Origin of the sequence: Saccharothrix syringae (genome assembly GCF_009498035.1) — a bacterium.
GTDB classification, from domain to species: domain Bacteria; phylum Actinomycetota; class Actinomycetes; order Mycobacteriales; family Pseudonocardiaceae; genus Actinosynnema; species Actinosynnema syringae.
This window is the reverse complement of sequence record NZ_CP034550.1, coordinates 2075200-2087640: the sequence shown is the minus strand read 5'-3', so window position 1 is coordinate 2087640 and position 12441 is coordinate 2075200. Positions and strand designations below refer to the sequence as shown.

At 66.2% G+C, this 12441-nt stretch carries 11 protein-coding genes and 1 pseudogene; 1 reads left to right on the top strand and 11 read right to left on the bottom strand.

What is annotated here, in order from left to right; all coding sequences use genetic code 11:
• Nucleotides 1-758: 758 nt before the first annotated feature.
• Together EKG83_RS09880 and EKG83_RS09875 are read right to left on the bottom strand one after the other, a co-directional pair.
• Nucleotides 759-2072 carry a Hint domain-containing protein gene (locus EKG83_RS09880; protein WP_084716869.1) on the bottom strand — a complete coding sequence of 438 codons (1314 nt, stop codon included), beginning with the start codon at nt 2070-2072 and terminating at the stop codon, nt 759-761.
• A gap of 558 nt (nt 2073-2630) precedes the next feature.
• Entirely contained in the window at nt 2631-3614 is a 984-nt protein-coding gene (locus EKG83_RS09875) for a UDP-glucuronic acid decarboxylase family protein (protein ID WP_033433670.1), read from the bottom strand.
• A gap of 99 nt (nt 3615-3713) precedes the next feature.
• Here EKG83_RS09875 and EKG83_RS09870 point away from each other — a divergent pair.
• Nucleotides 3714-4070, top strand: a pseudogene (locus tag EKG83_RS09870) (transposase); the annotation flags it as partial.
• A 9-nt stretch (nt 4071-4079) separates the two neighbouring features.
• Here the strand turns inward: EKG83_RS09870 and EKG83_RS09865 are convergent.
• The 9 genes from EKG83_RS09865 to EKG83_RS09825 form a co-directional block, all read right to left on the bottom strand.
• Nucleotides 4080-5393: a UDP-glucose dehydrogenase family protein gene (locus EKG83_RS09865; protein ID WP_051766531.1), complete on the bottom strand. Its 1314-nt coding sequence runs from the start codon at nt 5391-5393 to the stop codon at nt 4080-4082.
• A gap of 78 nt (nt 5394-5471) precedes the next feature.
• A complete protein-coding gene (locus EKG83_RS09860) occupies nt 5472-6272 on the bottom strand; it encodes an HAD family hydrolase (RefSeq protein WP_170191916.1) in 801 nt (266 codons plus the stop codon).
• The gene (locus EKG83_RS09855; protein WP_033433668.1) at nt 6265-6798 is read right to left on the bottom strand and encodes a class IV adenylate cyclase; all 534 of its coding nucleotides are present in this window, start codon (nt 6796-6798) and stop codon (nt 6265-6267) included. Before EKG83_RS09855 ends, EKG83_RS09860 begins: the two co-directional genes overlap by 8 nt.
• Nucleotides 6788-7231 carry a cytidine deaminase gene (locus tag EKG83_RS09850; protein WP_063741422.1) on the bottom strand — a complete coding sequence of 148 codons (444 nt, stop codon included), beginning with the start codon at nt 7229-7231 and terminating at the stop codon, nt 6788-6790. Before EKG83_RS09850 ends, EKG83_RS09855 begins: the two co-directional genes overlap by 11 nt.
• Nucleotides 7228-7659, bottom strand: coding sequence for a DUF402 domain-containing protein (locus EKG83_RS09845; RefSeq protein WP_051766530.1), 432 nt, complete (start codon nt 7657-7659; stop codon nt 7228-7230). The genes EKG83_RS09850 and EKG83_RS09845 overlap by 4 nt, the downstream gene beginning before the upstream one ends.
• A gap of 65 nt (nt 7660-7724) precedes the next feature.
• Complete coding sequence (locus EKG83_RS09840; RefSeq protein ID WP_033433667.1) at nt 7725-8900, bottom strand: MFS transporter; 1176 nt, start codon at nt 8898-8900, stop codon at nt 7725-7727.
• Between the two features lie 36 nt (nt 8901-8936).
• Complete coding sequence (locus EKG83_RS09835; protein ID WP_033433666.1) at nt 8937-9911, bottom strand: dTDP-glucose 4,6-dehydratase; 975 nt, start codon at nt 9909-9911, stop codon at nt 8937-8939.
• A complete protein-coding gene (locus EKG83_RS09830) occupies nt 9904-11175 on the bottom strand; it encodes a glycosyltransferase family 4 protein (RefSeq protein WP_153277973.1) in 1272 nt (423 codons plus the stop codon). Before EKG83_RS09830 ends, EKG83_RS09835 begins: the two co-directional genes overlap by 8 nt.
• 46 nt (nt 11176-11221) lie before the next feature.
• Entirely contained in the window at nt 11222-12439 is a 1218-nt protein-coding gene (locus tag EKG83_RS09825) for an MFS transporter (RefSeq protein ID WP_033433664.1), read from the bottom strand.
• Nucleotides 12440-12441: the final 2 nt, after the last annotated feature.

Here is a 12441-nt window from a genome sequence, read left to right as displayed (position 1 = left end):
CGCTGGACCGATTGTTCCCGTATCCGCTGTCCGACATCGCCTCCGCCAACAACGGCGGTTGGGCAGCATCCTCAACGAGTACCACCACGTTGCCAGACCTGCGCGGATGACATTTTCGGCATGCACAGGCCGCCGGGGCGCACGCTCCCGGTTGGATGGTAGGTCGATGGTGTACGGCAACCTGGCCCCGCTGATCCCCGACCTGGTGACCTGCCGACCGGAGCTGCGGGACCGGCTACTGGGGTGCCGGCCTCGCGGCGGGCAGGCGGCATCTTGATGTGATCCGTTATGCGACGGGGCGGTGTGCCGATCAGGAACGTTCAGGCCGAGAGGTCCCGCCAAGACGGACCTGGCGGGACCTGCGCTTGCTCGGGTTATAACGTCGCCGACCTACCGCCGGCTCCAACTGATGCCTTGCGGCAGCACCCCGTCCTCCCACAGCCGGTCAAGCCTGGCGAAGAGCCTGGGCAGGCTCGTGTCGAACTCTTCCCACGCCGCCCTGTCCAGTTCTCGCCACGGATCGGAGATGACCAGCCCGGGTGGCAGCGGACCGGTCGAGCCGGACATCCTGCGGCAAGCAGCACACCACGTGTAACCGATCACCGCAGGACGACCTGCGTGTTGCGCGTTCCTGAGATAGGTGCGAACTGAAATCTCGCCACATGCGGGACAAAGCCATTCCGACTGGTCCCGGAGAAAGTTCCGCTCCCGCCCAAGGGCCTCCAACTCCTGGGACGTGAAGCGCGTAATTCGATTCATCAACTCGTCCTCCGCCTGAAGACACCAAGCATAGCCTGTCCGTATGCCTCTGCGTCGGCCTCCGTGCCTCCCATGGAGCTTCGCCGAGTGGCATACATCCGATGGTGGTAGACCTCGTGGAAGATCGTCGCCACTGCCGTGTCCATGTCGGCCAGCCCCATGTCTGAGATTTGGATCACCGGACGTCCTCGCGGGCCCAGATTCGGCCTCCCGTTGCCGTCGTGAGGACTGTTCCCGTAGGCAGGAATACCATCACCCGTGGTGCGAATTTCTGGAACGTGCACTATGTCGTATTGGGAAACGCTCATGTCAGCCCTGCCCACCGCCATTTTAACCTGCTTGACGCTGACGGCATTGCCACAATTGTGAACCAAGACCGGCGTGGTCCCCGCCAGCACGTAGTACGTGTGAACGCCCTCAACGGTGAGGTCGTAGACCGGTTCGTAGTGGGTGTAGCGGTCAACGTCGGTGACGGTCGGTACGCCGCCGCCACCGCCGTCGGCCGAGGCGAGGCGCTGGCCAGGTTCGAGGTCACCGATGTTGACGAAGCGGCCTTCGGCGTCGACCCAGACCGGGTGCCAGGAGGTGGCGCTCACGCTGCCCGTGGTGCCGTCCTCACCGGCCACGGTCAGTTTGGTCATGTCGCCTTCGTCGTTGTGGACGATGGTGGCGACGACCTCGCGGTCGGTGGTCTCACCCGTGGCCGGGTCCGTGGCCTTGACCTCGTCCCCGATCTCGACCTCGGAGATCGGCTTGGTCGAGCCGTCGGCCATCAGCACCAGGGTCGCGCCGACGAAGCTGTGCAGCACACAACTCTCACCGACGTCGCCGCCGCGAGAGCCCAGCTTCTGGAACTTCTCGGTGACAGCCTGAGTCACCCGTTCGGTGATGCCCTGGACGCGGCGCAGCACGCCCTGCGCCTTGCTGACGATGGAAGTGAGTCGGTCGACGGCCTTGATGGCGTTCCAGCCGGCTTCGAGGATCTTGCCGACCTTGCCCCACGGGACCAAGCCCGCGACCATGCCGGCGCAACCCCAGATGTCACCCTTGGTGAAGCAGTCGACAATGTCGTTCCAGCCCGAGATCTCCTTCAGGACGTCCCAGGCGACCTCCTTGATCACATCCCACTTGGTCTTGTGGGCATCGGCCAGGGCCCGCTCGTAGTCCTCCTTGCTGATGCCCTGACTGGCCATCGCCTTGGCAGTCTCGTGGGTCTGTCCAGTTGTCGGCTCTGGTGCACTTTCGGTGGTAACGGTGAGTAGCCGGTCGGTTCGTGATCTATGATGAATGCCGACCCCCTTGCGGGACAGCATTTCCGGACTGTCGGTTCTGGTCGTTGGATGCGGGGCGGAGGGCAGTGGTCGCGGTCCCCTGTCCGGGTTGTGGCCGTGCCGTCCGATGCCCGGCGCTGCGATGACAAAGGCGTCGACAGTCCGAAAGCACCTTCCCGGCAAGGGGATCGATCTCCACCGCAAGGTCACGGCCGTGACCGGCTACTCACCGTTACCACCGACTACGGGCCAGAGCCGACATTTGTACAGTCCCTACGGACGAGGTTTTCGACAGGCACAACGCCGTCGACCAGTCCTCGGCGACCTGATCAACGAGTACGAACCCGCAGCAGCCTAACTGCAGGTCAGAGCATGTGGCCGACTTTTGACACCCCACAGGTGTTTATGCGCGGTTTGATCGCACGGCCAACGCCTGGTGTCGGACCTATTTGACCAGGCGCTCATCTGTGTCACGGTACGGACTGGCGGCATGCCTGGTGGGCGGTCAGTGAACCGTCTTTTTGGAATGAGCACATCCAGCACGGCGGGTGCGCGCGCCGGGTCGACGACGATCCAGCCCCGCAAGGTCATCATCTTCGATCAGTGGCCCGAGCAGTTGGCGCCTTCGGCAAAGACCTTGACCGCGTTGCTGTTGGATCGTTCGCGGAACCAGTCGACGGTATGCGCGAGGCCGTCGCGCAGCGAGTGCTCGGGCTTCCAGCCCAACAGCTCGCTGGCCCGGGTGATGTCCGGCCGGCGCTGGGTTGGGTCATCCACCGGCAGGTCGTGGTGCACCAGATTCACCTCGGTGCCGGTCAGCTCGCCCACCAACGTCGCCAGCTCCAGCACGGTGACCTCGTGCGGGTTTCCCAGGTTCACCGGGCCGAACTCGCTCCCGGCGGCGGCGAACGCCAGGATGCCGCGGACCAGGTCGTCGACGTAGCAGAAGCTGCGCGTCTGCTGCCCGGTCCCGTAGACGGTCAGCGGCTCGCCCCGCAGCGCCTGGTCCACGAAGTTCGACACCACGCGCCCGTCGGATGCGTGCAGTCGCGGCCCATAGGTGTTGAAGATCCGGACCAACCCGACGTCCACCCGGCCCAGCCGGTGGTAGGCAGCCAGCAGCGCCTCGGCGAACCGCTTGGACTCGTCGTAGACGCTGCGCGGGCCGATCGGATTGACGTTGCCCCAGTACGTCTCGGTCTGCGGGTGCACCTGTGGCTCGCCGTAGACCTCGCTGGTGGACGCGTGCACCAACCGCGCGCCCTTGGCAGCGGCGAAGTCCGCGACCCGCCGCACGCCGGTCGAGCCTACGTCCAAGGTCTCCAACGGCCGTTGCAGGTAGCGTGGCGGCGAGGCCGGGCTCGCGAAGTTCAGCACCAGGTCGACCCCGCCCGCGACCTCCCAGTCGCCGCAGATGTCGACTTCGTGGAACTCGAAGCCCGGCCGCTCCAGGTGCCCGGCGATGTTCGCGGTGTGCCCGGAGGACAGGTCGTCCAGCACGACGACCCGCCACCCATCGGCGACCAGCCGGTCAACCAGGTGCGAGCCGATGAAGCCCGCACCCCCCATGACTACCGCTCGCATCACCGCAGATCCTTTCTCTCATTATCAGTTCGTCGATCAGCCGACGCGTTGCAGGACGGATCCGTCGAGACGACGATCAGAGGCCCTGACGGAATCGGGGAGGTACTGGCCGGGATCCGGTTCGACCGGCCGGGACCGGGACGGCCGGCGACCAGGCCGAGCCGGGTGATCGCGGACAAGGGGTACTCCAGCCGCGCCATCCGCACTTACCTGCGCCGACGCCACATCCCGGCCACCATCCCCGAACGCCGCGATCAACAGGCCAACCGGCGCCGCCGCGGCCGGGCCGGCGGACGCCCACCGGCCTTCGACCCGATTGCCTACAAGCGCCGCAACGTGGTCGAACGCTGCTTCAACCGGCTCAAGCAGTTCCGCGCCATCGCCACCCGCTTCGACAAGACCGCCGTGTCCTATCGAGGCATGCTCGACCTGGCCACGCTGCTCATCTGGCTTTGAGGACAGGCCCTAGCGGCCGATGCCGATCACGCTCAGGTTGGCCAAGCCCAGGATGTCCTGGTCGAGCACGTTGCGCGTGTCAACCACGACCCGACCCGACATCCGCCCAGCCATGTCCGCCCAGTCCAGCTTGCGGAACTCGGGCCACTCGGTCAGCACCACCACCGCGTCCGCGCCCTTGACCGCCTGCCCCGCGTCACTCACCACCGCCACGTCGTCGGTCACACCGACCACCGCCGCGGGCACGGCCGGGTCGAACGCCACCAACTCCGCACCCTCCTCCCGCAACCGATGCGCCACCGCCAGGGCGGGCGAGTCGCGCAGATCGTCGGTGCCCGCCTTGAACGCCAGCCCCAGCAGCCCCAGGCGGGCGCCGTCCAGCCTGCCGTCGACCGCGGCGCGCACCTTCTCCACCACCCGGTCGCGCTGCCCCTCGTTGGTCTCGATCGTGGCCCGCAACAGCGAGAAGTCGAACCCAGCCGCCTCCGACATCCGCAACAGCGCATGGGTGTCTTTGGGCAGGCACGACCCGCCCCATCCCGGCCCCGGCCGCAGGAACGACTGCCCGATCCGGTGGTCGAACCCCATCCCCTCGGCCACGTCCGCGATGTCCGCGCCCAACCGCTCGCACAGCTCGGCCATCGCGTTGACGTAAGACAGCTTCATCGCCAGGAACGTGTTCGCCGCGTACTTCACCATCTCCGCCGACGCCGCGTCGATCAACACCGTCGGCACACCCACCCGCGCGTACAAGGCCGCGACCCGCTCCGCGGCGTGCTGCACGTCCGAACCCACCACGATCCGGTCCGGGTGCATGAAATCATCCACCGCGCTGCCTTCGCACAGGAACTCCGGATTGGACACCACCGCCACGTCCCCACGGCCCAGCAGCTCCGTCACCCGCGCCGCCGTGCCCACCGGCACCGTCGACTTCGTCACCAGGACGCAGCCCGGCGGCAGCAACCCGCGCACCTCGGCAATCACCGCCTCCACCGCCGACAGGTCCGCCGCGCCGCCCGCGCCCATCGGCGTGGGCAGGCACAGGAATACCACCTCGGCCTCCCCCACCGCCGCCCGCGCGCCCACCACGAACTCCAACCGTCCAGCCGCCAAACCCTTGGCGACCAGCTCGGTTAGCCCCGGCTCCAGGATGGATACCCGGCCCTCGCGCAGCGCCGCGACCTTGGCCTCGTCGATGTCCGCGCACACCACGTGGTGGCCCAGCGAGGCCAGGCACGCCGCCGTCGTCAGACCGACATAGCCGACCCCGACCACCACAACTCGATAGAAGGACACTTGCCCCCCAAACTCAGGCCCTGACATACCGCATCTGTCGCACAGGGTCCGATTAACGTGATTGATTCAACCCGGTAAGCCAGGTCACGGACAAATGGAATGACGCTATCCAGTCGAGTCCGTGGCGCTCAAGAGGTTTTCGAGGACTTTGGCGACCCCGTCCTCATTGTTGCCGTCGATCACTGGAATCAGCGCGCGTACGCTGGTGTGTGCGTTGCGTGGCGCGTACGCGCCCCCCGCCCACCCGAGTAAGTCAAGGTCATTCGGCATGTCACCAAAGGCGAGCACCTGCGACCGATCGATCCCGCGGCTTGCACAATAGTCCATGACGGCGTCGAGCTTCGAGACTCCGGCGGCGGTCAGTTCCACGAACCCCTGACCACCCGAGTGGGTGCAGGTCACCAGCGAGCCGACCACATCACGCACGACGGCGACGAGGGCGTCGTTGTCAAGTCCTTCCAGCCGGACGAAGAGCTTGCCAGCAGGCCCGAAATCGGTGTAGTGGTCGACCGTTGAGCACTCGTCGTTCCAAGGCACGACGAAGCCCGGTAGCGTCTGGAGGGATTGGCCCGTTTCGACGGCGAAATGCAAGCCCGGCAGCACCTCGGAAAGTCGGCGACATACGAGGGTCACCAGATCCTTGGCGATGAAGTCGGTCAGCAGGATCGTCCGGGTACCCACGTCGTAGAGGATGGCACCGTTACTGCACACCGCGTGCGCCTCGTGACCGGCTTGATCGGCGATGTCATGGACGGCACGTGGCGCCCTCGCCGTAACGAACAGCACTTCGATACCCGCCGCACCCGCCGCCTCCAATGCGCGGCGAGTGCGAGCGGACACGGCGTAATCGTCGTTAAGCAGGGTGCCGTCGAGATCGGTGGCGATCAAACGCGGCAGGTCACTCAAACCGGACCTCGGCGAGAGTGGCGAGATCGATGCCATAGCGGGCGTACACCGCGACAGTGTTCTCAGTGGTCAACTCGGATTCGTCGTAGCCTAGCGCTGTGGCCACGCGTTTGACCTCTTCCGCTGAATCCGCCTCGATCTCCAGATACGGAGCAATGAGCGGCCAGTGGTCGATCTCAAGCCGGGCCTCGTCGAGCGTGAAGCTGGATCGGCGATTTTCCTGATACGACTTCGGCGCGTATCCGAGTTTACCCAGAAGTTCGTTCGTCTTGTCGAAGTCGTCCACCACGACTTCCGTTTCGATGGTTCCGCCGATGGCGTCCGACCGGATCTCTTTCACGGTCAGCGTGATCTCGTCACCGGTGTCGCGCAGGCGCACCCAGCGCGACTGGTCGCCCGGCTGGATGTCGTAGACGAAGCGCCGCAACAGCCGGTCACCCACTTTGACCCCGCCACGGGCGAGGATCAGTTGCTCGCTCGCGACGGGATCTACGTCGAGCACTTTTGCTTCGAACTCAATTGCCATTGGACGGGTTCCATTTTCCGTTCTTGAGCGTCGTCTCGATGTCCATGTCCCGCCCGGTGAACGCGACGGGAAGCAGCGTGTCCAGTCTGACCAACTCCTCGCCGAGATCGACCAGGCAGGCCGGCCCGGCGATCTCCATGATCATCTGTCGACAGCGGCCGCACGGCGCCAGGGCGACACCGGCCACGGTGCGGCAGGAGATCACCTCGATCCCCTCGCCGCCGTTGCTCACGAGGGAGCCGATGAGCGACGCCTCGGCGCACAACGTCATGCCGAACGAGGCGTTCTCGATGTTGCACCCGCGGTAGATCTCGCCGGTCGACGTCGCCGCAGCCGCACCCACCGGGAACTCGGAATAGGGCACGTATGCGTTTCGCGCGGTGTCGACGGCGATGGACCGCAACTTCTCGAGGATTTCCATCACGACAATCACTTCCCTCCCTCCTGCGCCAGCCACTCGGGCACGAGGAAACCAGCGGCGGTCACCGCCACTGCGACCTCGAAAGCTGACTCGATGACACGTTGTGCTTCGTCGGACCCGATGAACCCCGCAGCGACCGCGGCGAGCAGTTCGTCCACGTCGGCCACCGAGAGCCGTTTCCCGTGCCACACTTTCACGTCGAGGTAGTCATCGGTCATCTCGACCCTGCCCGGGAAGGTGTCGATCCGGCAGAAGTCGATGTAGTAGTCGAAATCCGCTTCGGTGGCTGTCGCGGGATCCAGCAGTTCCCAGCGGAGGACGCGGAGACTCCGGTGTGGGAGCACCCAGCACTCGAGCGAGCGCAGACGAGGGTTGTCCACCTCCGGTGCGGCGAAGTACAGGACGCTTCCGCGCGGTTCGAACCGGTCGATCGCCGCCACGCGTCCGCGTGGGGTCCGGTACCGCCCCGTGGCGGTGTCGAGCAAGCTCGTTCGTGGTCCGTGTATCACTTCACCGATCTCCCCACCGCCGTCGACACGGCGAGCAGCACGCCGCCCATCAGCAGTGCGGCGACCATCATGATCGCGATCGGAATGGACCACCCCATGGCGACCGCTCCGACCACGATCGGACCGACCGCGTAACCCAGCGAATTAGCCCAGGCTACGACCGCCATGTTCGTCCGAGCCGCCTGCGGGTCGTTCCTGCCGACCTGTCCGACGACCGCCGGGTACAGGTAGGCCAGTCCGGCGCCGACCAGCACGTAGACCACGTACACCGATCCGGGCACCAGGCCGACGGCCAGCAGGGTCATCCCCGACGCCGCCAACGCGGCTCCGACGACCAGCAGGCCCCTGACCGGCACGGCCGCCTCGACCCATGAGCCGACCAACCGCAACCCGGCGATCGACAGGGAGAACACCGCGAGGCCCGCAGCGGTCGCTGCCTCCGTCACTCCGCGTTCACGGGTGAGCAGCAGTCCGAACCAGTCGAGCGTCGTGGACTCCGCCAAGGTGATCACGAAGGCCGCGATCGCGTACCCCGCGAAACGACGCACAGGTAGTCCCCGGACGTGAGGCGTGCGGTCCTGCTCCGCCGACTCCTCGACCGGTAGGAAGCGGGAGGCGATGAGCAACACGGGCGCCATGAGCGCCGCGGCGGCCGAGAAGTGCGCTAGGGGTGACCACCCCGCGCCGGACAGCACAGAGGCCACTGCGGCGCCACCGAGCCCCGCGAGCCCGGCTACCCCGTAGAAGAACGGCATCACCTGTCGGCCGAGCCGACGGGCCAGCGCCAGACCGCTCAGGTTACTCGCCACGTTCATTACTGCGATGCAAGCGCTCATCAAGAACAAGACGCAGGACAGCTGAACCACGGACCGGGTCAGCCCGGCCACCGGCAGCAGCAGCACGGCGATCAGCGCGGGAACGACGACCGCCCGTCGCAGACCCAGCCACCCACAGAGGCCAGGTGCGAACGGCGTGGCGACCAGCATCCCCGCACCCGAGATGGTGAGCGCGAGGCCGATACCCCCGACGTCTGCGCCGATCTGGTCGGTCAGGGCCGGAACCCGGCTGATCCAGGTGCTGAATTGGAAGCCGTTGAAGAGAAACACGGCAGCCAGCGACCAGTACGCCGGATCGAAGGCGGCGATGCGCTCGCGCTGTGAGGTGTCAGCCAACGTCGGACACCCCCTTGCCAGTGAGCCGAGCCATCATCATCGAGCCCCCACGAGGTCGACGTGGGGAAGCCACCACGTGCGATTGTCGACGTACCACTCGATCGTTTCCTTGAGGGCGGTCGCGAAGTGCTTCTCCGGTCGCCAGCCGACCTCGGTGCGGAGCTTGCCCGAGTCCACACCCGTGCGGCGCAACAGCACAGGCCGCGAGGGCACGAGGGTCTTCAAAGCCGTAGGCAGGCCGAGGTAGTCGAGGATCAGGTCCGCGATCTGATGCGCATCCGCGCTCTCCCCACTGCCGACGTTGTACCGCTGTCCCGGGGTGCCATGAGCGAGAATGTGGTCGATCGCGCGGCAGTGATCCTTGACGTGCAACCACTCCCTGCTCGACCCCGGTGAGTCGAAGATCGGGAGCTGTTGCCCCAGCAGTGCCCGGATCACAAAGCGGGGGATCAACTTCTCCGGTAGCTGGGCCGGCCCGTAGTTGTTTGAGGACAACGTGATCGTCACGTCGAACCGGTAGGTCCGGCCATACGCGAGAGCTAGGTGGTCCGCGGCCGCCTTCGTCGAACTGTACGGGGTGAACGGGCGCTGCGCCGCCGACTCGTCGACGTCCGCGGTGGCCCGGTCGTCGATGTCTCCGTAGACCTCCGCGGAGGAGACCTGGTGATACCGGCGCACACCGCTGGTGCGGCAAGCCTCCAGAACGTTCACGCAGTCGGCCACGTTGGCGCGGAAACAGCCCAGCGGATCACGTACCGCCCTGGCGTTGTCCGACCAACCACCACAGTTGATCACCGTGTCGACGTCGTGCTCGGACAGGACCTCTCGGATGCGGACAGGATTGTCCAGCTCGCACTCGACGTTCACAGCGGAGTCGTGCGCGTGCTTGCGGTGCCGCGGACTGGTCAGCGAGATGACCCGGTCCCGAGGGTGCTCGTCCAGCCAATAGCGGACGAGGTTCGTGCCGATGAACCCGGCTCCGCCCACGACCAACACCGTCGACTCAGCCATGCGACACCGCCTGTCGAACACCCCACACCGATTTCAGGAACGTGCCCAGCGACCGAGTGAAGTCGCGTTCCTGCAGGACCTTCCGCGTCGCTGCCGCGCGCATCCGATCCCGTTCCTCGGGTGTCTGGTCCAGAACGGTCTCGACCATGCGGGTCATCGCCCCGATGTCGCCCTGGGGGAACACGAACCCGGTCGTGCCCGGGATGATCTGCGCCGCAAGGCCACCTTCGTCGGGCACGATCACGACCGGGCCGCCGCCCTGCGCCCAGAGCGCCGCCTCCTGGGGCACTTGTCCGCACGGTTCGCCGAGTGATGCGGACAGCACCGCAGCCGTCTCATGCAACGAGCACAGGCTACGCGGCAGAGTTCTGTCGAACCTGGGGACCAGCGTGTGCCGCAGGCCCGACTCGGCCAGAAGCGTCCGGTACTTGCGGATCTCGGCGTCCTCGGGTGTGTACGGCGCCGCGATGAGTACAAAGTGGAGCCGTTCGCGCAGCGGGGTCACCGCCCTGATCGCCCGATCCAGTCCTTTGATCGGATCCGCGCGGCCCATCGACAGCACGATCGGCCGGTCCAGCGGGATGTTCCAGGACCGGACCTCTTCGAGCGCTTCGGCGCGATCACGTCGCTGCAGCTCAGGGTCGTCCAGGCTCAGCGCCTGGATGAACGGGCGCAGCCGCGTGGGGTCGAGCCCGAAGTCCTCCACCAGATGCGCGGAGAAATAGGTGCCTACATCGGCGAAGAACACCCTCGGGTCGGTGTTCGCCCGCATCACCGCGGCGAGCTCGCCCTCGTCGCGTCCCGGCTCCTGAGTGGTGCCCGGGATACGGGAACTGCTGTAGAGCGTGTAGACCAGCGACGTCCGCTCCCACTGGCCTGGGGTCAGGAGCCGGTCCAGGTGGTCGCCCACCACGCAGTAGATGGCGTCGACAGCGACCACCAGCACCTCGTCGTAGCGCTCCGCGAGGACACTGACGACCCTGGCCGCCTCGGCGGACACCTGGTGCCATTTGTCGATGTGGAACAGCCGTGAGTCGTCGTGGGCGAGCTCCCACAACGTGATGTCCGCTGCTTCGACCCGCAAGCGGTTGGCGGCGAGCATCGCTTCGTCCACCGCGTAACCGGGACGCGAGTAGCTCGCGTCCGGTACCAGCAGGTGCACGTCGAACTCCCCTACCGCGTCAACGAGTTCGGCGCGGTGACCACCCAGACAGGAGATCAGGTACCTGGTCTGTGTTCCGATCCCGTGATAGAGATTGGCCACACCGTCGAAGGTGCAATACACCAGCGCACGACGGCGTCGTGGTTCGTCAAGGTTTCCTGGCACGACGTCCCCCCACGTTGAGCATCAGAAAGAGCAAGCCGGAAGCACCACTCAGCGCGGCGAAGATCCCCCACGGCAGCGCGGGGCCCCAGGCGAACGCCGCCACCAACAGCGGCGACAGCACTGCGGCGAAGTTGTACGAATACTGGAAGAAGGCCAGGTAGCGGCCCTTCATCCCCCCAGGAGCGATCTCCTCGACGAGTGCGTTGACGATCGGTCCGTGCAGCAGGTCGGCCACGATGTAGAAGCCGGTCACCGCGAACAGGAACGCCACCAGCACGGAGTCGTCCACGGTCGAGGCCACCGCCATCGCGATCGCCCACGCCGTCCACAAGAAGGCGCAGATGGCCAGTGTGGTGGTGTGCCGGACGCCTCGTACCACGCGCACGGCCAGCATCTGCAACGCAACCATCAGCACGGTGACCGTCGTCAACAGCCCGCCGCTGATCCACGACGGCGCGTCCAGTTCCTGGGTCAGGTAGACCGGAAGCCCCGAGGCGAAGAAAGTGCTCGGAATCGCCAGGACGGTGCCGAGTACGACGATCAGCAGGTATCGCCGGTCTCGGAGCACCAGCCGGTATCCCCCGTTCCCGGATACGCCATCGCCTGTGTCGAGAGATGTGCCGGTCTTGCCCACCCGGATGACGAGTAGCAGCGCCGCCGACACGGCGAAGCTGGCGGCGTTGAGCACGATCAGGAGCACGTAGCTGGCCGCGGTGTCGGAAACGAACAACAACGCCGCCAGAAGTCCACCTATGCCCGCGCCCCCGGCCTGCATGGTCGAGGCGACCGAGAACCACTTCTCCTTCGGGCCATCACCCGCCAGTTGAGCGCCCAGGCCGAAGAAACAGGACCAGAACACACGCTGCCCGACCGCGCACAGCATCGTCACCACCAGCACCCCGAACGGGCTGCCGACCAGCAGGTAGCCCGCCGTTCCCACTGCCTGCAGGACTTGGCCGATGACGATGATTCGCAGCGGCCCGACCCGGTCGATCAACGATCCGACCAATGCCGGCACGACGAGCGCGATCACGCTCGACAACGCGATGAAGGTGCCGACCTGCCACTCGGGCAGACCCACCACTCGGATGAAGTAGAGCATGGAGACAGGGAGGAACAGACCGGAGCCCACGGAGTCCACGAACCCCGCCACGTAGAACGGCCACGACCTCTTCCCTGCCGGTGTCAGCACCTCGGCCATGG

Coding starts and splice junctions, on each gene's coding strand:
- EKG83_RS09825 (WP_033433664.1), bottom strand. CDS start 12,439: ATGGCCGAGGTGCTGACACCGGCAGGGAAGAGGTCGTGGCCGTTCTAC.
- EKG83_RS09865 (WP_051766531.1), bottom strand. CDS start 5,393: ATGTCAGGGCCTGAGTTTGGGGGGCAAGTGTCCTTCTATCGAGTTGTG.
- EKG83_RS09880 (WP_084716869.1), bottom strand. CDS start 2,072: ATGCTGTCCCGCAAGGGGGTCGGCATTCATCATAGATCACGAACCGAC.
- EKG83_RS09855 (WP_033433668.1), bottom strand. CDS start 6,798: ATGGCAATTGAGTTCGAAGCAAAAGTGCTCGACGTAGATCCCGTCGCG.
- EKG83_RS09835 (WP_033433666.1), bottom strand. CDS start 9,911: ATGGCTGAGTCGACGGTGTTGGTCGTGGGCGGAGCCGGGTTCATCGGC.
- EKG83_RS09875 (WP_033433670.1), bottom strand. CDS start 3,614: ATGCGAGCGGTAGTCATGGGGGGTGCGGGCTTCATCGGCTCGCACCTG.